The sequence below is a fragment of the Sodalis sp. RH19 genome (assembly GCF_047324215.1).
Taxonomy (GTDB): Bacteria; Pseudomonadota; Gammaproteobacteria; order Enterobacterales; family Enterobacteriaceae; genus Acerihabitans.
On record NZ_CP178734.1, the window covers coordinates 4,683,567 to 4,708,974 of the forward strand.

The 25,408-nt window shown below is 55.9% G+C and carries 22 protein-coding genes; 18 read left to right on the forward strand and 4 right to left on the reverse strand.

Annotated elements, in window-relative coordinates; all coding sequences use genetic code 11:
- The first annotated feature begins 111 nt into the window (after positions 1-111).
- Complete coding sequence (gene yidA, locus ACL2XF_RS21120) at positions 112-927, forward strand: sugar-phosphatase (protein ID WP_410016681.1); 816 nt, start codon at positions 112-114, stop codon at positions 925-927.
- 137 nt (positions 928-1,064) lie between these two features.
- Here yidA and ACL2XF_RS21125 read toward each other — a convergent pair whose 3' ends face one another.
- The 3 genes from ACL2XF_RS21125 to ACL2XF_RS21135 form a co-directional block, all read right to left on the reverse strand.
- Positions 1,065-3,524: an ankyrin repeat domain-containing protein gene (locus ACL2XF_RS21125; RefSeq protein WP_413727479.1), complete on the reverse strand. Its 2,460-nt coding sequence runs from the start codon at positions 3,522-3,524 to the stop codon at positions 1,065-1,067.
- Between the two features lie 248 nt (positions 3,525-3,772).
- Positions 3,773-4,957 carry a mannonate dehydratase gene (gene uxuA / locus ACL2XF_RS21130; RefSeq protein ID WP_410012940.1) on the reverse strand — a complete coding sequence of 395 codons (1,185 nt, stop codon included), beginning with the start codon at positions 4,955-4,957 and terminating at the stop codon, positions 3,773-3,775.
- A 58-nt stretch (positions 4,958-5,015) separates the two neighbouring features.
- Positions 5,016-6,323, reverse strand: a complete 1,308-nt coding sequence (locus tag ACL2XF_RS21135; protein ID WP_410012941.1) for an MFS transporter — start codon at positions 6,321-6,323, stop codon at positions 5,016-5,018.
- A 284-nt stretch (positions 6,324-6,607) separates the two neighbouring features.
- Between ACL2XF_RS21135 and ACL2XF_RS21140 the strand changes: the two genes are divergently transcribed.
- From ACL2XF_RS21140 to ACL2XF_RS21210, 15 genes are all read left to right on the forward strand, one after another.
- Complete coding sequence (locus tag ACL2XF_RS21140; protein ID WP_410012942.1) at positions 6,608-7,300, forward strand: FadR/GntR family transcriptional regulator; 693 nt, start codon at positions 6,608-6,610, stop codon at positions 7,298-7,300.
- 249 nt (positions 7,301-7,549) lie between these two features.
- Positions 7,550-8,248 carry a FadR/GntR family transcriptional regulator gene (locus tag ACL2XF_RS21145; RefSeq protein WP_410012943.1) on the forward strand — a complete coding sequence of 233 codons (699 nt, stop codon included), beginning with the start codon at positions 7,550-7,552 and terminating at the stop codon, positions 8,246-8,248.
- Positions 8,245-9,141, forward strand: a complete 897-nt coding sequence (locus tag ACL2XF_RS21150; protein WP_410012944.1) for a 2-dehydro-3-deoxygalactonokinase — start codon at positions 8,245-8,247, stop codon at positions 9,139-9,141. The genes ACL2XF_RS21145 and ACL2XF_RS21150 overlap by 4 nt, the downstream gene beginning before the upstream one ends.
- Positions 9,125-9,748, forward strand: coding sequence for a 2-dehydro-3-deoxy-6-phosphogalactonate aldolase (locus ACL2XF_RS21155; protein WP_413727480.1), 624 nt, complete (start codon positions 9,125-9,127; stop codon positions 9,746-9,748). Before ACL2XF_RS21150 ends, ACL2XF_RS21155 begins: the two co-directional genes overlap by 17 nt.
- Positions 9,749-9,847: 99 nt before the next feature.
- Positions 9,848-10,615: an SDR family oxidoreductase gene (locus tag ACL2XF_RS21160; protein WP_410012946.1), complete on the forward strand. Its 768-nt coding sequence runs from the start codon at positions 9,848-9,850 to the stop codon at positions 10,613-10,615.
- Between the two features lie 268 nt (positions 10,616-10,883).
- Entirely contained in the window at positions 10,884-12,032 is a 1,149-nt protein-coding gene (dgoD, locus tag ACL2XF_RS21165; RefSeq protein WP_410012947.1) for a galactonate dehydratase, read from the forward strand.
- Positions 12,033-12,159: 127 nt separating this feature from the next.
- Positions 12,160-13,473: an MFS transporter gene (locus tag ACL2XF_RS21170; protein ID WP_410012948.1), complete on the forward strand. Its 1,314-nt coding sequence runs from the start codon at positions 12,160-12,162 to the stop codon at positions 13,471-13,473.
- A gap of 15 nt (positions 13,474-13,488) precedes the next feature.
- Positions 13,489-14,427, forward strand: a complete 939-nt coding sequence (locus ACL2XF_RS21175; protein ID WP_410012949.1) for a 2-hydroxyacid dehydrogenase — start codon at positions 13,489-13,491, stop codon at positions 14,425-14,427.
- A gap of 524 nt (positions 14,428-14,951) precedes the next feature.
- The gene (locus tag ACL2XF_RS21180) at positions 14,952-16,541 is read left to right on the forward strand and encodes an FGGY-family carbohydrate kinase (protein ID WP_413727481.1); all 1,590 of its coding nucleotides are present in this window, start codon (positions 14,952-14,954) and stop codon (positions 16,539-16,541) included.
- A gap of 25 nt (positions 16,542-16,566) precedes the next feature.
- On the forward strand, positions 16,567-18,228 hold the full coding sequence (locus ACL2XF_RS21185; protein ID WP_413727482.1) for a signal transduction protein: 1,662 nt from the start codon (positions 16,567-16,569) through the stop codon (positions 18,226-18,228).
- Entirely contained in the window at positions 18,225-19,169 is a 945-nt protein-coding gene (locus ACL2XF_RS21190) for a dihydrodipicolinate synthase family protein (protein WP_410012952.1), read from the forward strand. The genes ACL2XF_RS21185 and ACL2XF_RS21190 overlap by 4 nt, the downstream gene beginning before the upstream one ends.
- A gap of 123 nt (positions 19,170-19,292) precedes the next feature.
- Complete coding sequence (locus tag ACL2XF_RS21195) at positions 19,293-20,642, forward strand: MFS transporter (protein WP_413727483.1); 1,350 nt, start codon at positions 19,293-19,295, stop codon at positions 20,640-20,642.
- Positions 20,643-21,019: 377 nt separating this feature from the next.
- A complete protein-coding gene (locus ACL2XF_RS21200) occupies positions 21,020-22,366 on the forward strand; it encodes an MFS transporter (protein WP_410012954.1) in 1,347 nt (448 codons plus the stop codon).
- Positions 22,367-22,377: 11 nt separating this feature from the next.
- Positions 22,378-22,533, forward strand: coding sequence for a hypothetical protein (locus tag ACL2XF_RS21205; protein ID WP_413727484.1), 156 nt, complete (start codon positions 22,378-22,380; stop codon positions 22,531-22,533).
- Positions 22,534-22,685: 152 nt separating this feature from the next.
- A complete protein-coding gene (locus tag ACL2XF_RS21210; RefSeq protein WP_410012955.1) occupies positions 22,686-23,735 on the forward strand; it encodes a LacI family DNA-binding transcriptional regulator in 1,050 nt (349 codons plus the stop codon).
- Positions 23,736-23,761: 26 nt separating this feature from the next.
- Here ACL2XF_RS21210 and ACL2XF_RS21215 read toward each other — a convergent pair whose 3' ends face one another.
- Positions 23,762-24,112, reverse strand: coding sequence for a YceK/YidQ family lipoprotein (locus tag ACL2XF_RS21215; protein WP_413727485.1), 351 nt, complete (start codon positions 24,110-24,112; stop codon positions 23,762-23,764).
- A 288-nt stretch (positions 24,113-24,400) separates the two neighbouring features.
- Here ACL2XF_RS21215 and ibpA point away from each other — a divergent pair, with 288 nt between their 5' ends.
- Together ibpA and ibpB are read left to right on the forward strand one after the other, a co-directional pair.
- Positions 24,401-24,814 carry a small heat shock chaperone IbpA gene (gene ibpA / locus ACL2XF_RS21220; RefSeq protein ID WP_410012957.1) on the forward strand — a complete coding sequence of 138 codons (414 nt, stop codon included), beginning with the start codon at positions 24,401-24,403 and terminating at the stop codon, positions 24,812-24,814.
- A gap of 114 nt (positions 24,815-24,928) precedes the next feature.
- Entirely contained in the window at positions 24,929-25,390 is a 462-nt protein-coding gene (gene ibpB / locus ACL2XF_RS21225) for a small heat shock chaperone IbpB (protein ID WP_410012958.1), read from the forward strand.
- Positions 25,391-25,408 lie beyond the last annotated feature (18 nt).

Consider the following 25,408-nt stretch of genomic DNA (forward strand, 5'->3'; position numbering starts at 1 on the left):
CTATTTTTATAACATCGAATTGAGCTATTATTATATCGTTAGCGCGCTAATCTGAAAGCGGTACGCCACGGCGGTGTTCAGGTCGTGATGATATTATATAACGAGGATAAGATGGCGATAAAACTGATAGCAATTGATATGGACGGGACGCTGCTGAACCCGCAGCATGAGATCACCCCGGCGGTCAGGCAGGCCATAGACGCGGCGCGCAAGAAAGGCGTTTATGTGGCGCTGGCCACCGGCCGGCCCTTTATCGGGGTGCAGCGCTATCTGCTCGAATTAAATCTGCTGGGCGAAGGACAATACTGCATCACCAATAACGGCGCCCTGGTGCAGAAAACGGTAAACGGTGAATGCATATCGCAGACCACGCTCGATATCAACGATTACCGCTATCTGGAGGCGCTGTCGCGACAACTGAACGTCCATTTTCACGCGCTGGACTTCGATACCCTCTATACCGCTAATCGGGATATCAGCCCTTATACGGTTCATGAAGCCTATCTAACCGGTATGCCGTTTAAATTCCGCCGCGTAGATGAAATGGACCCCGCCATGCGCTTTCCGAAGGTGATGATGATTGACCCGCCGGCCATCCTGGACCGTGCGATCAGCCACATTCCCGCGCAGGCGTATGAGCGCTACACCATTATGAAAAGCGCCGAATACTATCTGGAATTGCTGAATAAACAGGCGAATAAAGGCGAGGGCGTTAAAGCGCTGGCGGAGCATCTGCACCTGACGGCGGACGAGGTCATGACCATTGGCGATCAGGCCAACGACCTGGCGATGATTAACTACGCCGGCACCGGCGTCGCCATGGGCAATGCCATCGACGAGATCAAGGCGGCCAGCCAGTTTGTTACCAAGACCAACAGAGAAGACGGCGTGGCGGTGGCCATACGGAAATGGGTTCTGGAAAGTTAATCTCTCTCTGACAAAAAAAGACGAGACGCTGATACGTACGTATCAGCGCTCTTTATCAAGTATAATATCAGCGGGCAATGCCGATTTTACACGGTCAACCTGGGTAACTAGGACTAGCCTTCTTCTGGTCTGCGGTATTACATTGAGGCATTGTATACAGCAGGGGAAGAAATATTTCTTTTCATGACAATCATAGTATTGACTTTTTGGTCATTTTCTGTTTTCACAATATCCAGGGCGGAATGGTTTTCATTGTCTTTCAAGTCGAGTCGTATGTTAGGATGAGTCAATAAAGATTCTACGGTCTTGTAATATCTTACCTTCGTAATATATTTATAAGATGTCATGGCATAATGTAAGGCCGTTTTACCTTCATGATCTTGAGTGTTTATATCAAGATTAACATTTTTAAGAAGCATATCGAGTATCTCAAAATACTCAGAATCGCTAATATCATTTGCCCAAATGTAATTTATGCAATGATTTATAAGGGCTGATCTGCCAAAGCCATCTTTTATATTTATATCGATATCATCACGTTCAAGTAATGATTTAACAAAGTCAAAATGACCGCAGATTGCTTTACTGAGTATTGTGCCACCATTGCTGTCTTTTTGGTTGATATCTGGCGGTGGCGCATTTTCTAAAACAAATTTCGCTATCATTTCGTTGCTTTGATTAAGTGCATTGAGTAGAGAGGTATAATCGTTGCGGTACAACTCGTTTTTATGCGTTTTCCCAATAACACTTTTCACTATATTAAAATTACCGCTTCGCACTGCTAACGATAATGCGCTTTCCCCCTCGTTATTAGTTAAATAAATATTTATTGGCTGATGCGCCAGTAGAGAATCTATCACCTCAAGATTGCTTGCACGGACTGCCAACATTAGCGCCGTATTTCCCTCTTTGTCTTTTTTATTGACATCGATCCCAGCGTCTAGCAGCAAAAAATTTATATTTTTCAATCGGTTATTTGAAACCGCCACCATCAGTGCGGAAGCGCCATCCTCGGTCCGATAGTTTTTATATTTTTTTTCGTGACTTAATATCGCTGATAAAATTTCTGGATGATCTACACTAGCAGCGTGCAACAAGAAGGGTAAGCCATGAAATAGAATAAAATTGAACTTATTACCAATAATAGTCAATAAATCTATGACGGCGTTTGTTGCTCCGCAATAAATAGCTGCAAACATAGCATGATGACACATCTCCGTTGTAAGATTTTCACATTGAAGGAATTCATGAATGGTTTCATTGTCATGATGCTTGATAGCGTAAATTAACCTAAGGGCCAGGTTATCATAATTCATCTTTAAATGTAGTTCATACTTACGCTCGAATGCTTTCTTGGCAAGATATATCTTTTTATTTTCAATTTGATTGAAAACGATGTTATTATCATTTATCCACGCTCTGTCTAAATGATGTACAATTATATTGTCCGATGTGTTTTTAATTGCTATTATTAGGTGGCGGTCCGGTAGTTTGCCTGTGAAATTATGTTCAATTAAGGTTTTAAGCGACACGGGTTGTTTTGATCGATCAGATTTAAATTCAAGCCATAATATGTCTTCAAATGATTTTATATAGACTTTATCGTTTTCCCAAAGGGTAGAGATATCTATCTGTTTATTGAATAAACCGTTAAGGTAAAAATACTCCGTTAGTTCTGCCATAATAAAATTATTATCATTATTTCCAACAATATTTGGTAATATTTTTGAAGGGGCTTGATACTCTGTCTCTATTGGCATTCCGCACCAGTAACGAATATTGTTGGTAAAGCATCTTAGGGGGCTGATTTCATGTTTTTTTTCAGCTGCATTCGCAGCACCTAGCTGTTGAATAATGGAAGATATAGTCAGTTTTTTGTTTAATAAACTGACTAAATTAGATACATCCTTTTTAATGGAATCAGATCCGTCAAGATATGAAAATTGTGGCGAAGGAAAGTATTTCCCATATTCTGTTTTTTGAAGAATATAATAATATTCGTCTAGCCGAGGGTCTGTCTCTGCAGACGCTTTTGATTCTTTGTCGGATTCTGAAATGTAATTGATTAACAACGTGTGGCAAATCTGTGATGTTGCGTAAAATATCTCTTTATTAATATTCGCGGTCAGTTCATCGGTTGAATCCAATGCACACTGTTCATAAATATATTTTATGGTGGTTATAGCGGTGCCCACATCTCCATCCAGGCACTCCATCATCTGAGCCACCGCATCTTTTATTTTTTGTGGCGGATTCACTTTTGCCAAGGCCACTAAAGATGAAATATAGCCGTTAAGATGTCGATAAATGTATTCCTTATCCCCTGGACACAAGTAGGATGATTCGCCTATTTTTTTTTCAAAAGTGGCTATTTTTTCCTCATAGTCCTTACCAAAGCCTATTTCATCGGCTAAAATACGAAGTGAACCTATTGCATTTATAATGCAAACATAATGATATCTTTTACCATAGTATTGTAGACTACCATGCAATAATTCATCATAAGCCAGGTGCTTTGCTAACTCTTCCGAATTGTCGTCTAAGCTGCTAACGGAGGGGTAATGCCTCCATTGACAGACTATATCAGTAATGTGCATAAATGACCTTTAATTCAAATTGCAGATCATAACATTTGAAGCTAAATAACCCTGAAACGATAATTAAACAGAGTTCAAGTTGGTGCTGAATAACTGCGATGGGGATGTTGTTTAATTATAGAAACCGGGGTTCTGGCTGATAAGCGGCGCAGCGAAGCTTGGGGGAGAAGGCATGCCAAGTAAATGATTTTATAGTTAACAATATCCGCCCCAATAAAGAGGCGGCCAAAAAGAGGGCGAGGATCGCCTTAGTCGTTAAAAAAAGTCTGCTTAAGCGCCAGCTCTACTCCCCGCACTTCCGCCAATCCGCGCAGCCGTCCGATAGCCGAATAACCGGGATTGGTTTTTTTCTTTAAATCATCCAGCATCTGGTGGCCATGGTCCGGGCGCATGGGAATGGCGCGGGTATTGCCCTGTTTGCGCCGGCGCTGCTCTTCGGCCAGGATGACTTTAACCACGCCTACCATATCCACGTCGCCGTCCAGGTGATCGGCCTCGTGGAAGCTTTTCGGGTTTTCCTCCCGGCGGGTGGCGCGCAGATGGGCAAAGTGGATGCGGTCGGCAAAGGTTTCAGCCATCTTAACCAGATCGTTATCGGCGCGCACGCCGTAGGAGCCGGTGCACATGCAAAAGCCATTATTGATGCTGTCGACGGTCTCCTTCAGCCATTGCATATCCTCGATGGTGGAGACAATGCGCGGCAGGCCGAGGATCGGCCGCGGCGGATCGTCCGGGTGTACCGCCATCACGATACCGGATTCCTGCGCCGCCGGCACGATGGCCTTGAGGAATTCGGCCATATGTTCGCGCAGTTTGGCTTTATCGATGCCGTCGTAGCGCGCCAGCTGCTCCAGGAACTGTTCCAGCGTGTAGCCTTCCTCGGCGCCCGGCAGGCCGGCGATGATATTGGCGGTCAGCTGGTCGATTTGTTCCTGGCTCATGGCGGCAAAATACTCCGCCGCCTGGCGCTGCTCATCGGCGTTATAGTCCTCTTTGGCGCCCGGACGCTTGAGGATATGCAGTTCAAATGCCGCGAAGGCGATAGCGTCGAAGCGCAGCGCCCGGGATCCGTCGGGCATCGGGTAGGCCAGATCGGTGCGGGTCCAGTCCAGTATCGGCATAAAGTTGTAGCAAACGGTGTCGATGCCGCAGGCGCCCAGGTTGCGCAGGGACTGCTGGTAATTGGCGATATACTGGCGGTAATTGCCGGTGTGGGTCTTGATATCCTCATGCACCGGGACGCTTTCCACCACCGACCATACCAGTCCTTTTTCCGCCAGGATGGCCTGGCGTTTCTTGATTTCCTCGACGGTCCAGATTTCGCCGTTGGGAATATGGTGCAGGGCGGTAACGATACCGGTGGCTCCCGCCTGGCGGGCGTCGTCCAGCGATACCGGATCGTTAGGGCCGTACCAGCGCCATGTATGTTCCATAATTCACTCCTTGCTGTTTAACGTAGCGGTGCGTAGCCGGGCTTTGAGCCGCAAAGGGCTACGCAGCGGATTGTTCTTCAATCGGATTTTTGACGATAAAGAAATAAGATAACGCGCCGGCGAAAGTGACGCATGAACAAATAATCAAGGCCAGATTAAACGAGTGGGTGGTATCTACCACCCAGCCGGTCACAATTGGCGCAAAAGAGGCGCAGATAAAGCTGCCGAAGTTCTGGATGCTGCTTACCGACGCCACCATGCGCGAGGGCGCCATGACCTGCACCAGCCCCCAGGCGGAGGTACCGGCGAAATGGATAAAAAACAGCGCCAGGCTGATAAAGGCCACCGCCATGGTGGTGGACGTGGATTGTACCACCAGCAGGGTGCAGGCGGCGGAGCACACCAGGCCAAAGCAGATCAGCGTCTTGCGGCTTTTAATCAGGGAATAGCCTTTCTTGGCCAGCCGGTCGGCCACCACGCCGTTGACCAGCATGCCGATGGAGCCGAACAGGAAGGGGATTGCCGCCACCCAGCCGGTATTGGCCAGGCTTAGCCCGCGTTCGGCCTGCAGGTAGCCCGGCAGCCAGGACAAATACAGCCAGCCGGTATAGTTCACGCCGCTGAAACCCAGGATCATGCCCCATACCGTGCGGCGTTTAAACAGCGCGCCCCATTCGCCGAAGGACAGGCGGGTGACGTTGCGCGGCGTGGCGGAAGCATCCAGGTATTGCTGCTCCTCGGCGGTAAGCGGAAAGCGCTCACGGTTGCGATACCAGACGCACCAGCATAACGCGATGACAATGCCGGCGACGCCAATCATCACAAACATGGTGCGCCAGCCGAACGCCAGCAGGAGCGCAACCAGGATCGGCGGGGCAAAAGCTTGCCCGAGGGTGGTGGAGGAATTGAATATGCCCACCGGCACGCCGCGTTCCCTGGGATGGAACCAGTCGCCGATCACCTTTACACCGCTGGGCATAAACGGCGCTTCGCCGATGCCAAGGCCGATGCGCAGCATAATAAAATGGGAAAATGAATTCACCGAACCGGCCAGCGCCTGCATCAGCGACCAGAAGAACAGGCCGCCGCCGAGCACGATGCGCGGGCCAAAGCGGTCGAGCAGGATACCGCTGGGCAATTGGGCTATGCCGTAGGATAACGAAAAGGCCGACAGCAAGACGCCGAATTCGGTGGCGGATAATCCCAGATCGCCGCGGATCGCCTGGTTGGCGACGGACAGCGAGCCGCGATCGAGAAAGTTAATGATCCCGGCGATAAATAATAAAATCAGCGAGACCGTTTGGATCTTTTTGATCCGGGCCGTTTTTTGCAGCGGCTGCAATTGATCTAGGGCAATGGTGGGCATACAAGGATCCTCAACAGCGATTTTTTTGTTGTCTTATTGACCCTGTAAGAGAATCACTTCACGATGGTTACAGGGAAAAGGACTGAAGGTCTGGTGGTCAGGCCACTGGACCTGGCTACTATTCCTTAACATTTGGTTGATTTCCGTGATGCAGATCTCATTAATCGTCTTAAGCGCAGAGATCCGCGGCGATTAATTTTTTTTGCCGTCCCGGCCGCTGTGTTAAGCTCTCGCCAATTTAACGGCTGACGTGCCGGCGATACGGGTTTTGCGCTGGAGGCAATATGGAATTACCTACGCTTAAAGTTGAACGTCTTTACCGGCAGATTTCCAATTTACTGATCGGGTGTATCAATACCGGTCAGTTCAAGCCAGGCGAAATGATTCCCGCCGAGCGGGAACTGGCGAAACAGCTCGGCGTCAGCCGTTCTTCCATCCGCGAGGCGCTGATTGCGCTGGAAATTACCGGCTGGGTGGAAATCCGCACCGGCAACGGCGTTTTTGTCGCCGATCCCTTGCCCAAACTCTCCCAGCCCCACGCCGATGAAGAGTTCAGCCTGAAATCCCTGATCAAGGCGCGGCAAATCTTCGAGTCAACGATGGCGGAACTGGCCGCGCGCAACGGCACCGATGACCAACGCGCCGAATTGCGGGAAGTGACCCACGATTTAACCCAGCTGCATGTCAACGATGAAAAATTCCTGCGCGAGGATAAGCGTTTTCATGTGCTGATCAGTGAAATGACCGGCAATGAAGTGCTGCGCGATATGATGGAATATCTGTGGAACAAACGTAAAAGCTCGCGTTTTGTCCGGCTGGAAAGCCATTATGCCGATAACGATTTTCCGTTGTCCATGAATCGCGATCACAATGATATCGCCCAGGCGATTATCGAGCGCGACGCCGCGCGTGCCAGGCTGTGCATGGAATTGCATCTGCAGCATGTCTACGATCGCCTGTTCGACGACGGGAAGTAGCCCGCGCGGCATTGGCGGTTTACCGTAGCAGTGTATCCTCCCCGCTTTTCCATCTTCCGGCCATGCGCGTGGCGTTCGCCGCCCATGGCATGTCTAAAACGTGATCCAGATTGTAGTACAATATAAAAATATGGTGCTACAATAGTTCACAGGTTCTTAGCGCTTAAAGCAAAATTGTGCAGCAGTGCCGCGACATAAAACCATTAAATGATAAAGTGGCCTTATTTTTATCACTTTGTGGGAAATGTTATGGACCGTCAGGCTCTCAGCAAAACCGATCGCATCATCCATGAAATGGGCCAGCAGATCGTCAGCGGTAAGTATATCCCCGGAACGGGACTGCCGTCGGAAGCGGATTTGTGCGAGGAGTTCGAAACCTCGCGCAATATCATACGTGAAGTGCTGCGCGCCCTGATGGCCAAGAATTTAATCGAGATTATTCGTTATCGCGGCGCCTTCGTTTGCGCGCGCAATAAGTGGAATTACCTGGATACCGATGTCTTGCAGTGGGTGCTGGCGCTGGATTATGACCCGCGGTTAATCGCCTCGCTGACCGAGGTGCGCCATCTGGTGGAACCGACCATCGCGCGGTGGGCGGCCGAGCGGGCCACCTCCGGCGAACTGGCGGTTATCGAGACGGCGCTGAACGAGATGATTGCCAACAGTCACGATCGTGATGCCTTTAATGAGGCGGATATCCGTTACCACCAGGCGGTGCTGAGCGCGGTGCATAATCCGGTGCTGCAACAGTTGGGCGTGGCCATCAGCTCGTTGCAACGCGCGGTGTTCGAGCGCACCTATATGGCGGACGAAGGCAATATGCCGCGCACGCTGCAAGAGCATAAAAACTTATACGACGCCATCAGGCATCAGGATTGCGAGGCGGCGGAGCAGGCGGCGGTCACCATGATTGCCAGCTCGACCAAAAGGCTGAAGGACATAACATGAGCAACAGTTATATCGCCATAGATTGGGGATCGACAAACTTACGCGCCTGGCTGTACCTGGACGGCGAACTGGCCGGCAGCCAGCAGTCCGAGGCCGGGGTCACCCGTTTGGGCTCGCGCACGGCGGAGCAGGTATTCCATGAGGTGCTGGCGCCCTGGCGGCAGCACGATGTGCCGGTGGTGATGGCCGGCATGGTGGGCAGCAATGCCGGCTGGGTGCCGGTGCCCTACCTGCCGTGCCCCACGCGGCTGGGCGACCTGGCCGGACGGCTGACCCTGGTGGCGCAGGCCGCGCCGCGGAAGGCCTGGATTATTCCCGGCATCAGCATTATCGGCGACGGCAACTGCAACGTGATGCGCGGCGAGGAGACCCAGCTTCTCGGGGCCTACTGTTCCCAGCCCGGCGCCCTGTACCTGATGCCCGGCACCCACAGTAAATGGGTGCGCGTCAATGACGGCGTGATCGATGATTTCCGCACGGTGATGACCGGAGAACTGCACCATTTATTGATGAAGCAGTCGCTGGTGGGCGTCGGCGTCGGCGAACAGCGGCCGAACCCGGATATTTTCCGCCAGGGAATGGAGCAGGGCTTTCGTGAAAGCCATATTCTGCGGTGCCTGTTCGAAACCCGCGCCGCCCACGTGCTGGGCCAGCTGGATACCAGCGCGGTGAGCGAATGGCTCTCCGGCCTGTTGATTGGCAATGAAGTGGCGCAGATGCAGCGCGGCTGGGCCATCGGCGGCGGTGAAACCATTACCATTATCGGCAATCCGTCGCTTGCGGCCCGCTATCGGCAGGCGCTGCAATATGCGGGTCTTAACGACCGGTTACTGGATGGCGATGCGTCATTCCAGGCCGGCATAAGGAGCATAGTCAATGAACTGGAACGATAAACTACCCCTAATCGCCATCCTGCGCGGTATTACGCCCGGCGAAGTGCTGGAGCATGTCGAGGCGCTGCTGGCGGCGGGATTTGACGCGGTGGAAATCCCCTTGAACTCGCCGAACTGGCAGGAAAGTATCGGCAAAACGGTGCAGGCGTTTGGCGACCGCGCGCTGATCGGCGGCGGCACGGTGCTGAAGCCCGCGCAGGTGGACGAGCTGGCATGGCTGGGCGGCAAGCTGCTGGTCACGCCCAATATCCAGCCTGACGTGATCCGCCGCGGCGTAAGCCACGGCATGACGGTATGTCCCGGGTGCGCCACCGCCACCGAGGCTTTTACCGCTCTGGACGCCGGCGCGCAGGCGCTGAAAATTTTCCCGTCGGTGTCGTTCGGTCCGGATTATATTAAAGCGCTGAAAGCGGTACTGCCGCCGGAAATACCGGTATTCGCCGTCGGCGGCATTACGCCGGAAAATCTGCATCTCTACCTGAAGGCCGGATGTATCGGCGCGGGCCTGGGTAGCGATCTTTACCGCGCCGGCCAGCCGGTCGGCCGCACGCGGGAGCAGGCCGCGGCTTTTGTCGCCGCTTACCGGGCCGCGGCGCAGGCACGCTAGTCCCGCCGGCCGGCGCGCGCGGCAAGCCGCGTGATGCCCTTCCGTGCGCCCGGCGAGGCGACCAAGGCTGTGTTACGCTTAACGGAAAGGGGGAATACCATGACGGGTTTATTTGATTTGTCCGGCCGCACAGCGCTGGTCACCGGATCGGCGCGCGGCCTGGGTTTTGCCTATGCCAAGGGCCTGGCGGGGGCCGGGGCCGCCGTGATCCTTAACGGTCTGCATGAGGATACCCTGGCGGCGGCGGTGGCCGAGCTCCGCGGGCAAGGGCTGGCCGTGCGCGGTATGGCGTTTGACGTCACCGATGAGCAGCAGGTGGCGGCGGTATTCGCCCGGCTGGATGGCGAGGGCGCGCACGTGGATATCCTGATAAACAATGCCGGTATCCAGCATCGCCAGCCGCTGGTCGACCTGAAGCTTGCCGACTGGCGGCGGGTGATCGACACCAACCTGACCAGCGCGTTTATCGTATCCCGCGAGGCGGCATCCAGGATGATCGCCAAAGGCGACGGCGGTAAAATTATCAATATCTGTTCATTGACCAGCGAGGCCGCGCGCGCAACCGTTGCGCCCTATACGGCGGCGAAAGGCGGCATCAAGATGCTGACCCGCGCCATGGCGGCGGAGTGGGCCGGGTATAATATCCAGGCCAACGGCATTGGCCCGGGCTATTTTATTACCGAAATGAATACCGATCTGGTGAACAACGCGGAATTTGACGCCTGGGTTAAAAGCAGCAATCCGTCCAAACGCTGGGGTAAACCGGAAGAGCTGATCGGCACCGCAATATACCTGGCCTCTTCGGCGTCCGACTATGTCAGCGGGCAGATCATCTACGTCGACGGCGGATGGCTTTCAGTGTTGTAACGCGCCTGGGCGCCGGGCAGGGTTTCACCCGGCCCGCAAACCTTTTTCGTCCCGCCGGTCAGAATATGACCGGCTTTTTTATGCCTGGCGTCCAGAATACGCCGTTGTCAGTCCCGGGCGTCGGCGTTTTCCCGCCGTTGGATTGCCTAAAGTGTGATCCAGATTGTAGTACAATATAAAATGATGGTGCTACAATAATGGGCATGATAGCGCTGCTTCACACCGCAGGCTGGAGTCATTAAAGTCAGGCTTGAGAGGAAAACAGAGTATGAAAGTCACCAAACTCACCACCTACCGGCTGCCGCCGCGCTGGATGTTCCTGAAAATCGAAACAGACGAGGGCATCGTCGGCTGGGGCGAGCCGGTAATTGAAGGCCGCGCCAAGAGCGTCGAGGCCGCGGTGCATGAACTGGCGGATTATGTCATCGGCCAGGATCCGGCGCGCATCAACGATATTTGGCAGACGATGTACCGCGCCGGTTTTTACCGCGGCGGGCCAATTTTGATGAGCGCCATCGCCGGCATCGATCAGGCGTTGTGGGATATCAAGGGCAAGGCGCTGGGCGTACCGGTATATCAACTGCTGGGCGGCCTGGTGCGCGATCGCATCAAGGCCTATAGCTGGGTCGGCGGCGATCGCCCGGCCGATGTGATTGCGGGCATGAAAAAACTCACCGCGATTGGCTTTGATACCTTTAAGCTGAACGGCTGCGAAGAGATGGGCCTGCTCGACAATTCACGCAAGGTGGATGCGGCGGTGGCGGTGGCGGCCCAGGTGCGTGAAGCCATGGGTAATGATATCGAGTTCGGCCTCGACTTCCATGGGCGTGTTAACGCCCCGATGGCGAAGCTGCTGATCAAGGAGCTGGAGCCCTACCGGCCGCTGTTTATCGAAGAACCAGTGCTGGCGGAACAGGCGGAGTACTATCCGCGCCTGGCGGCGCAAACCTCGATCCCCATCGCCGCCGGCGAGCGTATGTTCTCGCGCTTTGAATTTAAACGCGTGCTGGCGGCCGGCGGCCTGGCGATTGCCCAGCCCGACCTGTCCCATGCGGGCGGCATTACCGAATGCCTGAAAATCGCGTCAATGGCGGAGGCTTACGATGTCACGCTGGCGCCGCATTGCCCGTTAGGCCCTATTGCCCTGGCGTCCTGTCTGGCGGTGGACTTTGTTTCCTATAACGCGGTTTTGCAGGAACAAAGCATGGGTATTCATTATAACCAGGGTGCGGAACTGCTGGATTATGTGATTAATAAAGATGACTTTAAAATGACTGACGGTTATTTTTATCCATTAAATAAACCGGGTCTGGGCGTGGAAATTAATGAGGAACTGGTGATTGAGCGCAGTAAAAACGCCGGTGAATGGCGTAATCCGGTATGGCGTTATCCTGACGGTGCGGTGGCGGAGTGGTAATTACCCGCTATAGATGAGTGCCATTATAGTAATGCCATAATATTAAGCAGTACCATCCCGCGTTGCTTCACCACGCCCAGTCAGGAGTCCTGTGCTCCCAGGCCGGGCGTGGCCTAAAGGTGATGATATGAATATCGATTTAAGTACCTCTACCCTGGCTAAGCTGAATTTAAAAATAATCCCGTTTATTATCTTGTGCTATTTTATTTCCAACCTGGATAAAACCAATATTTCCGTGGCGGCGTTGCAAATGAACGCCGACCTGGGATTGACCACCAGCATGTATGGGCTGGGCGTGGGCATGTTTTATATTTCCTACATTCTCTTCGAAGTGCCCAGCAATATTTTAATGACGAAGGTCGGCGCCAAATTATGGATTGCGCGCATCATGATAACCTGGGGGCTGGTCAGCACCGGCATGGGCTTTATCCATACCCCGACCCAGCTGTATGTCATGCGTTTCTTGTTGGGGATGGCGGAGGCCGGTTTTGCTCCCGGTATTATTTATTATATTTCCTGCTGGTTCCCGAAAAGCAACCGGGCCAGGGCCATGTCGTTTTTTTATATGGGTTCGGTGCTGGCGTCGATTATCGGCCTGCCGGTTTCCGGCAGTCTGCTGGGTCTGCACGGCCTGGGCGGTATCGAGGGATGGCGCTGGCTGTTCTTTATTGAAGGCATCCCCGCGGTAGTGATGGGCGTGATGGTGTTGTTTTACCTTTCCGACAGCCCGGATAAAGCCCACTGGCTGAGTGCGGAGCAAAAAAGCTGGCTGAAGGCGACCCTGGCGGCGGATAACGCCGACGCGGTCGTGGGCCAGGACCATTCCTGGGGCAGCGCGCTGAAAAATAAAGTGGTGTGGCTGTTGAGCCTGGTGTGGTTCCTGCAAGCGTTTTGCTCCATCGGCATTACCTTATTCCTGCCCTTGATATTAAAAAGCATGGTGGCGGACAAGAGCAATTTTGTTATCAGCGTGCTGGCGGCGGTGCCCTTTGTCTTCGCCTGCCTGTTTATGTATCTCAACGGCCGTCATTCGGACAAAACCAAAGAGCGCGCGCTGCATTTGGGCGTGCCGCTGATCATCTCCGGGCTGCTGCTGGGCATCTCCATTTTTACCGCCAACCTGTGGCTGGCCTATATTCTGCTGGTATTGACGGTGGGCTTTAACTTTGCCCTGACGCCGATATTCTGGGCGGTGACCACCGAGAAACTGACCGGGGTGGCGGCGGCGGCCTCCATTGCCTTTATCAATGCCATCGCCAATTTCGCCGGCCTGGGCCTGCCGCCGCTGCTGGGGAAAATCAAGGATTTGACCAATAGCTATCATTACGGGCTGATGATTATCGCCGTCGCGCTGGTGATTGGCGGCGTGGTGGGCATCTTTGTCGGCCGGACCCGGACGCCTGCGGTAAAGCCAGGCGCCGTTTCACCGTTATCACATTAATCGCAGGGATTATTTATGACTTATTCCGTTATCAAGGCCGCCATGTTACCCGACGCGCTGACGCGCCGCCTGGAAGAGCAATTCCATATGGTGGATTATTCCTCGCTGCCGGAGCCGGAACGGTTGCCGGCCGCGCAGCAGGCCAGGGTGCTGGTGGTGAACGGCGAATCCACCGTCACCGAGGCGTTTATCGCGCAATTCCCGCAGCTTGAGCTGATTGCCGATTTCGGCGTGGGTTATGACGGTATTGACGTGGCCGCGGCCACGCGTCGGGGCATTGCGGTGTGCAATACGCCTGACGTGCTGACCGAGGACGTTGCGGATATGGCGATGGGGCTGTTGTTGGCGACCTCGCGGCAGATCGTGGGCGCGCAGCGGTTTATCGAGCGGGGCGGCTGGCGGGACGGGGGGTATCCCTGGACCAAAAAAGTATCCGGCGGGCGGCTGGGGATTATCGGCATGGGGCGTATCGGCCAGGCGATTGCCAGGCGGGCCGCGGCCTTTGATATGGCGATTTCATATCATGATTATCGTCAGTTGCCTGACAGTCCCTGGCCGTTTTATACCTCGGTAGTGGAACTGGCGGCCGCCAGCGATTTCCTGGTGGTGTGCGTTAACGGTGGGGAGAAAACCCGTTCGCTGGTGAACGCGCCGGTATTGGCCGCCCTCGGCGCCCAGGGGATCTTGATTAATATCGCCCGGGGTACGGTAGTGGATGAGGGTGATTTGATCGAGGCGGTTGAGCGGGGGATTATCGGCGGCGCGGGGCTGGATGTGTTCAGCCACGAGCCGGAGGTGCCCGCGGCGTTGTTTAACCGGCCGAATGTGGTGATTACGCCGCATATGGCCAGCGCAACCCATGATACGCGGCGCGCGATGTCGGATCTGGTGTTTGATAATATCGCGGCGTTTTTGGCGGGCAAGCCGCTGTTGACGCCGGTGGCGCCGTACTAATCCGCTTGGCGCGCTATGGGCTGATGTGGCCTGGCAATATGGGGTGCCCGCGAAGATGAATGCCGCCACGTTTATGTCGCTTCGGCGCGGGTTTCGCTTGCCATATGCCGGGCGGAGAGATGAACTGCCCGGCGCGGGCAAGTGACCAGGGGAGCCGTATGCAGGGTCCCCCTGGCCGCTCATAAAACACCTTAACGCACGGCAAGCGAAGCCCACACCGCGGCAACATAAGCCCCCGCAAGCTCAAGAGAAACCCCTGCCAAGGCTGGCTGCCCCGCATTTAAATGCGGGAGAAAGGTTCGGCTATCAATGTTATGGCGTGCTGCTTGGCCTGCCCGGCGGGGCCGGTGCGCAGAGGGCCTGCCGCGCCCGGCGGTAAAGAAAGATCAGGCCGTTATAATTTTTTGATTATCATCGCCTTACGTCTCGCTTCCCGATCCAGCTCACAAATCCCATAAAATTCATTTGTCACCGCCAATACCTTTGCTTAAATTGCTAACTCGACTTAGCAAAGGGGTGCGAGCATGAAAAACCAGTGCTTTATCGGTGTGGACGTGGGGTCGGCCAGCGTCCGGGCCGGCGTGTTTGATAAGCAAGGCGCCCGGCTGGGCTTTGCCGTGCGCCCCATCAGTCAGTTCCATCCCCGGCCGGATGTGGTCGAACAATCGTCACAGGAAATCTGGTCGCAGGCCTGCGCGGCGATTCAAGAGGCGGTGGCCACCGCAGGCGTGGCGCCTGAATCGGTGGTTTCCCTGGCCTTTGACGCGACCTGTTCGCTGGTGGCGGTGGATAGCGCCGGCGAGGGGGTTTCGCTGGCCGAGGATAACGCCGCCGGGCACGATATTATTATGTGGATGGATCATCGGGCGGTGCGGGAAGCCCAGGATATCAACGCCACAGGCGATCGGGCGCTGGACTATGTCGGCGGCGAGGTGAGCGTGGAAATGGAATTGCCGAAAGTCCTGTGGCTGAAGCGTCATTTTCCCGAGCGTTACCAACGGGCCTGGCGACTGTTTGATCTGGCGGATTTCCTGGTCTGGCGCGCCACGGGCGTGGATGCCGCCAGCACCTGCACGCTGACCTGTAAGTGGAATTACCTGGCCCATGAAAACCAGTTCAGCGCCCCGCTGCTGCGGGCGATTGACCTGGAAGACCTGCTGGAGAAGGTGCCGCCGGCGATCCTGGAACTGGGCCGGCCCGCGGGGCAACTCAGCGACCGGGCGGCGCGGGAGTGCGGCCTGACCACCGCCGTGACCGTGGCAGGCGGCATTATCGACGCCCATGCGGGCGGACTGGCGCTGGTGGCAACCCAACCCGAGGGCGCCCTGGCCATTATCAGCGGTACGTCGAATTGCCATATGCTGGTTAACCGGCGTGAGATTCATGTCCCGGGCGTTTGGGGACCCTATTGGGGCGCGATGCTGCCGGACTGGTGGCTGAGCGAGGGCGGCCAGAGCGCCGCCGGCGCGCTGGTGGAATGGACGCTGCGGGGGCATGCCGCCTGGCCGTTGCTGCAACAGCAGGCCCGTGAGCGGCAGTGCAGCGACTATGAGCTGCTTAATGCCTGGGTGGACGCCCTTGAACGGCGCGATCCGTTCCCCACCCGCCATCTGCATGTGCTGGCGGATCATCATGGCAACCGTTCGCCCCGCGCCAATCCGCTCGCCCGCGGCGCGGTGATAGGCCTGACGCTGGAGCAGGGACCGGATGCGCTGGCCCGGCTCTACCTGGCTACCCTGCAGGCCATTGCCTACGGCACCCGCCATATTATCGACGCCATGAACCAGGCCGGTCATCATATTACCCGGCTGCTGATCTGCGGCGGCGCCACCAAAAACCCCCTCTGGCTGCGCGAATACGCCAACGTCACCGGCTGCGATATCGAGCTGTCGGCCGAGGATGACGCCGTCACTCTCGGCGCGGCCTTGTTGGGCGCGGTGGCGGCCGGTGTCTTTCCCACCCTGACCGACGCGGCGCGCGCGTTGGTGCGTCCCGGCGAGGTGATCCGCGCCGATGCGGGCAGCGCGGCATTCCATCAGGCGAAATACCAGGTTTACCTGCGGCTTTATGACGATGCGCAGCGGGCCGAAAACGACATGCGCGTTTGGCGCTGACCTTATTATTTACCAGGAGCAAACCATGTTGAAATTTACCCTTCCGCCTTCACCGGCGATGATCCAGGCAGGCAATCGGGAAGTGTTGCTGGTCGCCAATGCCGATTTGCGTGAACCGGCTAATGTCACCTGTTGGCCGACCCAGCAGGATTATGAACAAAAGCTGCAGGCGGCGCTGGAAAAGCTGGGATACCGCATCAAGCGCGCCCATCCGGTCCATGCCGATCGCGGCCATGGCTTTATCAGCAGCCAGAAAGAAGGCGGCGATTTGTTCGCCGCCATTGACCCCGACGCGCCGGTTATCGTGCTGCTGACCGCGTGGCAGTATTCCCATCATATCGCGCCGTCGCTGGCGCATCATCGCGGCCCGGTATTACTGCTGGCCAATTTCGACGGCACTTGGCCGGGCCTGGTGGGTATGCTTTGCATGGCGGGTACCCTGACCAGCCTGGGCGCCGCCTATTCCCGCCTGTGGTCGGAAAATTTTGACGACGAGTTGTTCTACCAGGGATTAAGCACCTGGCTGCGCGACGGCGCGTTGAGCCATAAGACCGGCTATTTGCGCGATATCGCGCCCACCCATGCGCTGATGGCAAGCCCGGCCGGGCAAATCGGCCGGGCGGCGGGGGAATACATTCTGCGTCATAAGGCGATTATCGGCCTGTTCGATACCTTTTGCATGGGCATGATTAATGGGGTCTTTCCGCAGCAGGCGCTGGTAAACGCGGGCATCCCGCTGGAATCCCTGTCGCAATCGGCGCTGTTGGTGGAAATGGCCAAGGTGCCGGCGTCATTGCGCGAGGAGTGCCTCACCTGGTATGAGCAGCGCGGCATGACATTTGACTTCGGCACGGACGGCGCCCAGTCGCTGACGCGTGAGCAGGTATTGGAACAGTGCGCGATGATGATTGCCATGGCGCGTTTCGTGCAGCGCTTCGGTCTGGCGGCGGTGGGGGTGCAATATCAGCAGGGCCTGAAGGATTGCTGCGCCGCGTCCGATTTTGCCGAAGGCGCTATCGGCAACGCCGAGCGGTTTCCCATCCCGGATGAGCAGGGCGGGATTATCTGGCCGGGCAAGGCCATTCCCTGCATCAATGAAGTGGATATGGGCAGCGCCATCCCGCAGGTGATGATGTGGCGCCTGCTGGATGGCCTGGGCCTGCCCGCCGAGACCACCCTGCACGATATCCGCTGGGGCAGCGACTACCAGGGTACGTTTTATTGGGATCTGGAAATCTCCGGTGCGGTGCCGTTTGCCCACCTGAAGGGCGGTATCGCCGGGGCTACCGGTTATCGTCAGCCGGCGATGTTTTTCCCCTACGGCGGCTCCACCATCGCCGGGCAGGGCAAAGCCGGGCGTTTTATCTGGGCGCGCGCCCATTACGAAGGCACGCAGGTGGTCATGCATATGGGCACCGGCACCGCCGTTGAGCTGCCGCCGGAGGAATTCGAGCGCCGCCGCCGCGCCACCAACTATGAATGGCCGCTGCTGAATGCGGTGCTGGACGGCATCGGGCGCGACGATCTGATGGCGGGCCATCAAAGCAACCATTTGACGCTGGCCTATGTGGATCAGGATCTGCTGGGCGAGGTCTATCAGGCGTTTGTCGCCCAGGCCTTGACGCTCGGCGTGCGGGTACGGGCGGCGGGCAGCGCGGTTGATCTGCTGGCGGGGCCACGGGCATGACGCAATCGGCGCGGGATGGGCAAAAATACGCCGGCATTTGGCCGGTGATGTTAACGCCCTTTGACGAACGGGGCGAGATTGACTGGGCGTCGCTGGAAAAGCTGGTGGAGTGGTATCTGGCGGCCGGGGTGCACGGCCTGTTCGCCGACTGCCAGTCGAGCGAGATGTTTTTCCTCAGTGATAAAGAATCACGCGAACTGGTCGGGCGCATCGTCGCCCAGGTGGACGGACGCGTGCCGGTCGTGGCGTCGGGACACACCGCCAGCGGGCTGAGCCAGCAGGTGGAACAGCTCGGCGCCATGGCGCAGACCGGCATTGACGCTTTGATCCTGATAAGCAACCGTCTGGCGCTGCAAGGCGAGAGCGATGAAAAAACGCTGGCTACCCTGCAACGACTGACGCAACAGCTGCCGGCGACGCTGGATTTAGGTATTTACGAATGTCCCTGGCCGTATAAACGCCTGCTGTCGGATGAGATTATCCGCTGGTGCGCGTTAAGCGATCGCTACACCTTTATCAAGGACACCAGTTGCCATTTGCCCACCATGCGGCGCCGGCTGGCGCTGACGCAGGGTTCCCGGCTGCACCTGGCCAACGCCAACAGCCAAACCCTGCTGGCATCCTGGCAGGCGGGTTGCCACGCCTACAGCGGCGTGATGGCCAATTTCCATCCGCAGCTCTATGTCTGGCTCTATGAAAACTGGCATGGCCAGCCGCAACAGGCGCGGCGGGTGGCTGATTATCTCGCCACCGCCGCCCTGATCGAGAGCCTGGATTATCCCGCCTGCGCTAAATACTGGCAGCGGGAACTGGGCAACTTCACTACCATGCAGTGCCGGGTGCGCGGCATCGGCGCGTTCAACGACAGCTTTTTCCCGGCGGCGGTGGACAGCATGGCGCGCCTGGGCGACGAAATACGGCAACTGGTGCTCCCGCAGTAAACCCGACGCCGGCCACAAGAGTTTTAAGACGATCTTTGCCCTACGCCCGTGGCGCGCGGCTGCGCGCCACAACCTATAACCTGTCCGGCCCAGGCGGGACAGATAAGAAATAATGAGGAACCCATGTCTATTTCTCTTGATATAACCCAAGACCGCAAACTGCTCGACAGGTCGAATATTCGCCGGGTGGTGATCTCCAGCTGGATTGGCAATACCATCGAATTTTATGACTTCCTGCTGTACGGGCTGGCCAGCGCCCTGGTGTTCGGCAAAATATTTTTCCCGACCATCAGCCCGCTGGCGGCGATGCTGGCGTCGTTCGCCACCTTCGGCGTCGGGTTTATCGCCCGGCCGCTGGGCGGTATTTTTTTCGGCCATATGGGCGATACCCTGGGCCGTAAATACACGCTGATGATTACCCTGGGCGGCATGGGGGTGGCGACGTTCCTGGTCGGCTGCCTGCCTACCTGGGCGCAAATCGGCGTCTGGGCGCCCATTCTGCTCGTCGTGCTGCGCTTTACCCAGGGTTTCCTGGTCGGCGGCGAGTGGGGCGGCGCCATGCTGATGGTGGTGGAAAGCGCGCCGGCCAACCGGCGCGGCCTGTTGGGGTCCATCCCGCAAACCGGCGGCTTTTCCGGCCAGCTGCTGGCCACCGGGATTTTTGCGCTCATCACGTTGTTGCCGGAAGATCAGCTGATGTCGTGGGGCTGGCGTGTTCCCTTTATGCTGAGCTTCGCCCTGGTGCTGGTCGGCCTGTATATGCGCCGCCGCCTGGAAGAAACGCCGGTATTTCAAGCGGTGCAACGTCGCGAGCGGCAAAATCCCACCAACGCGCCCGGCGAAAAAGCCAGCAGCCCGGTGGTGGAGGTGGTGCGTCACCAATGGCGCAGTATTCTGCTGATCATGGTGTTGCGCTTTGCCGAAAGCGTGCCGTTCTTTCTGGCCACGGTATTTGCCGTTTCGTACGCCACCTCGCAGTTGGGGGTGGATAAGCAAACCATGCTCAATGTGGTGATGACCACCTGCGTGCTGGCGTTTCCGATGCATGCGTTCTTCGGCATGCTGTCCGACAGGGTCGGCCGTCGTCCTATCTATATCTTCGGCGCGCTGTTCGCCGCCGCCATGGCGTTTCCGTTTTTCTGGCTGCTCGAAAGCGGCTCGTTTGTCCTGATGGTGTTGGGGTATATCCTGCTGATCAATATCGCCCATAATTCCATTAACGCCGTACAGCCGGCCTTCTTTACCGAACTGTTCGGCCCCAAGGTGCGCTACAGCGGCGCGTCCATCGGCGCGCAGCTGGGCGCGATCGTCGCCGGCGGGTTTACTCCTTTTATCGCCAAGGGACTGACCGCGCTGGATCATGACGACTGGACCTATGTGGCGACGTACGTGGTGATTGCCGCGCTGGTGGCTGCCTACGCCGCCTGGCGCGCGCCGGAGACCTCGCGTCGCGACCTGACGCTCGATCACTGATTGCCGGGGCGGTGCAACGGATCTTCCCCTGCCAGGGGGTTTGCCCGCCGTTTAATTTTCCGTCCGTCGTTCGCCGTTTTTTCCGGCGGCCGGCGGCGTTGCCCCTGGCTGTATCGTAACGTCATCATGGCGTTAACACTTTCGCCTCGATCCTGCTCACACTTCATAACAAAACCCTTTGCCAGCCCATCTGCCGTTAGCTAAATTGCTAACTCGACTTAGCAAGAAATGAGACGTTGACGCCGTCCGCAGGAATATCACGGCGCCATTATCTTCCTGGCGCCCGATGCTTCCTTTTATATGACGGGCTGCAGCCTGAACGTCGATGGCGGCGGGTCCGTCTGGTAATGATTCCCTCTATCCATAAGGAATGAGTTATGTCTATCTTAACTGATTCAACATTGGCCGACGCCGGCACCAGCGCAGAGGCAAAAAAGGCGCAGAATAAAAAATTGATGACGGTGCTCGGTTCGGGGCTGAGCGGCACCACCATCGAATTTTATGATTTTTTTATTTATGGCACCGCCGCCGCGCTGGTGTTCCCGAAATTATTCTTTCCCAATCTCACGCCGTTTATGGGTCTGATCGTTTCTTTTCTTACCCTGTCGATTACCTTTGTCAGCCGGCCTATCGGCGCCATCGTTTTTGGTCATTACGGCGATAAAATCGGCCGTAAAAAATCGCTGGTGCTGTCGCTGATGATCATGGGCGCCTCGACATTCTGTATCGGCCTGGTGCCCAGTTACGCCGCCATCGGCAATCTGGCGCCGCTGCTGCTGATTTTCCTGCGCTTGTGCCAGGGATTCGCCATCGGCGGCGAGTGGGGCGGCGCCACCACGCTGGTCACCGAATACGCCCCGGTGCACCGGCGCGGTTTTTTCGGCACCTTTGTCCAGTTGGGCAATGTGCTGGGGTTGTTTATCGCCACGGCGGTGTTTGCCATCGTCGCCTGGCTGCCGGAACCGCAGCTGATGAGCTGGGGATGGCGCATTCCGTTCCTGCTCAGCGTCGCACTGTTGTTTGTCGGCCTGTATATCCGCTCCAAAATTGAAGAAACGCCGGTATTTACCGAAGGCAAAGCCACCGGACAAAAACATGATTTCCCGATTATCGCGGTACTGAAATACCATTGGCGTGCGGTGCTGACCGCCATGGGCATGCGCATGGGCGAAATCGTGCTCGGCTGGCTGACCGTGGCGTTTTTTATGTCCTATGTCACCCGGCAATTAAACTTCAGCCGCGAAACCGCCCTCAACGGCTTATTGCTGGCCAGTTTTGTCGGTATTTTTACCTTCCCGTTTTTCGGTTATCTGTCGGATAAAATCGGCCGGCGGCCGGTGTATCTGGCCGGCGCGGCTATTACGCTGATTTTTGCGTTTCCGTTGTTTTGGATGATCGATACCGGCTCGGTGAAAATGTTCTATTTCGCCACCACCTTTTGTTATTCCGTCGGCCTGGGCATGATGTTTAGCGTGCAGCCGGCCTTTTTTTCCGAATTATTCGATACCAATGTGCGTTATACCGGCGTGTCGCTGGGGTTCCAATTGGCCAATATTGTCGGCGGCCTGACGCCGATGATCGGTACCCTGCTGATTGCCTGGTCCGGCGGCGATTCCTGGCCGGTATCGCTATTCTTAGCCGTCATGGCGACGATTACCATTTGCTGCGTGTGTATTACCAAGGAGAGCTATCGGGCGGATCTGTCCGCGATAAAAGAGCGCTGAACCTGATCAACATGACGAAAATAACCCGGCGGCGCTATTTTCATTACGCCACCGGCGAGTCGCTATTGCAAAGCAGCGCTGAGCGCGAGGCGATCTTGACATTCGTTGCCGGGCTCATTGCCCGGCAACGGACGCAGAAAGCGCGGCAACAGAGTGTGACACTCTGACCGGAATGGACGCATCCGCGCCGTCAGGAGGGGAAAAACCACTTTTTATTGAGCAAGGCGTGAGTATTTGGCGTAATTATCCGCTGATTCGAGTTAGCCAGTCCGTTATACTGCGTTATCTACAGAATTCGATAACAGGATTAACCGATAAGATGGCCAAGACCGTAGAGCAGATAGCTAAAGCGCTGGGTATTTCAATCACCACCGTTCGCCTGGTGCTTAACGGTAAAGCCGGGCAATATCGTATCAGCGCCAAAACGCAAAGCAGGATTGCCAGCTACGTGGGCGAATACGGTTATACCATTAATCATGCCGCCCGCAGCCTGAAGCTGAACAAAACCGATACCCTGGGGCTGATTATTCCCAGGTTATCCAATCTGTTTTTCTCCACCCTGGCGGAAAAACTGGAAATCCGCTGCCGCGAGGCGGGCTATCAACTGACCACCAGCTGTACCTATAGCGATACCGAACGCGAAAATACCCTGGTGGAAACCATGCAGCAGCGCAATGTCGACGGGCTGTTCGTGGTGCCCTCGTCATTGCCGGCGCAAAATCACCATATCAAGCGTTTTACCAAACCCCTGGTCTTTCTCGATCGCGATTTCAGCGACAGCGCGGTATCGCTGGTGGTCAGCGATAACGTCAACGGCAGCGCGGCGTTAACCCATGCCATGATTGATGCCGGGACATTGCCGCTGTTTTTTATGGCCGGCGATATGCAGCAGCCGACCATAAAACAGCGCTTACAGGGCTTTACCGAGACCCTGGCCGCCCATGGCATCAGCGAAAACGCGGACTGGGTGCTGACCGCCCAGCATAACCGGCGCGAAGACGGCCAGCTGCTGATGCAGCGTTTTTTCGAATTGCACCAGGATGCGCCGCCGGCCTTTATCGCCTCGTCGCTGCCGGTACTGGAAGGCGCGCTTAACGTCTTGCGCGAACATTATGGCTATATTCCCGCCGAGATGAATATCGGTACTTTCGATGAGCATCCCATGTTGGGTTTTTTACCCAATAACACCTGGTCGATGCGCCAGGACGAGGATGCCTGGGTCGAGCATGCGTTCCAGGCGATGACGCAGGCCATGGAGGGCGAAACGGCGCCGGTCAAGTCGGTCATTCCCATGACGCTTAAGCACCGCCGGCGGGCGGCGTTCTGTCAGCAGGCCCAGGGCAAGGCCGATCCGGCCGGGCAAGCTTAAACTCCCCCGGTTGCCGGCGTGGCGGCTTATAGGGTATGGGCGCGGCCGGCCTTGTTTTTATGCTGGGAACCGCCGGGGCTGTTGGCGCCGCTGTGCAGCATACGTTCGCGCGGTGAATCGGCGGATTTATCGCTATCCTTGCGCAGATAATCATACGGCAACAGCAGGGTATCCAGCACCGCCGAGAACGGCAGATCGATAAGCGCCAGCGGCACCATGGCCCAACTGGTATCCTCATCCCGGATGACATTCACACTGGCGCGGGTACCCGGATAATAACCCTGGTCGGGCCCGGTGTGGCTCATCACGCTTGAGCACCCGTTGCTGGCCAGCAACGCGCAGCCTGTTGTCAGAATGAATAATACTTGTTTCAACATGATTCCTATACATCCATTAGGGGGGTAATTTTACTAACGCTATGCATTCCGCCCGGTATTGCGGTAAGTATTCCCTACTGCCGTTATCAGTGTAATGGATATTCAGCCCGTGACTTGCAGTTTTTGCTAAATGAAGGAGATTTTTTTCTTATTGACGCTTGAAAATGCCGCGGCCGGCTCCATTTTATTAATGTGACCCCAGATAAGTACGCCGTAAGGGTATTTAGGTCACTGACCTGTCCATCCGGAAGGTTGTTTGTCACCTCGCTGAATGTTGGAGGCTGTTGTATGCGTAATTTTGATCTGTCACCCCTGTACCGTTCCGCTATTGGCTTTGATCGGCTGGTAAATCTGCTTGAATCAGGGCAAAGCCAGGGCAATGGCGGTTATCCCCCCTACAATGTTGAACTGGTTAATGAAAACCAGTACCGCATTGCCATCGCCGTAGCCGGTTTCGCCGAACATGAGCTGGATATTACCGCCCATGATAATTTATTAACGGTTAAAGGCGCTCATGCGCAAGAACCCGCCGAGCGGAACTATTTATACCAGGGGATTGCCGAACGCAATTTCGAGCGCAAATTCCAATTGGCCGAGCATATTCAAATTAAAGGCGCCAATCTGGAAAACGGCTTGCTCTATATTGATTTAGAACGCGTTGTGCCGGAAACACTAAAGCCGCGGCGTATCGAAATCAATTAAACCGATCGCGGCCGATCGCCGCGATAATGTAATAACATCCGCCTGCCGTAACCGGGGGCTAACCCAGCCACGGGTTGGGGAAAATAATCTCGCTTCATAGAAGGAGTTAATACCATGCGTAATTACGATCTGTCACCTTTACTGCGTCAGTGGATCGGTTTCGATAAATTAGCCAGCACCATGCAGGGCAATCAGGAAGCCTTTAGCTTCCCGCCGTATAATATTGAAAAAAGCGATGATAACCATTATCGCATCACCTTGGCGCTGGCGGGCTTTAAGCAAGAAGAGCTCACGCTTGAAGTGGAAGGGCCGCGCCTGACCATTGCCGGCAAGCCCACCCCGCCCGAACGCGAGGTTGAATATTTGCATCAGGGGCTGGTCTGCAAAGAATTCTCCCTGAGCTTCACCCTGGCGGAACATATGACGGTAACGCAGGCGGAGTTCGTTAACGGGCTGCTGCATATTGCGCTGGAACGCCATGTGCCGGAATCCCTGCAGCCGCGCAAGATCGCCATCGGCGACGCCCAGCCCCAGGTGCTTGAGCATCAGGCTGAAGCCCCGGCGGCCGGCCAGTAATAACACCGGTCTTGATCG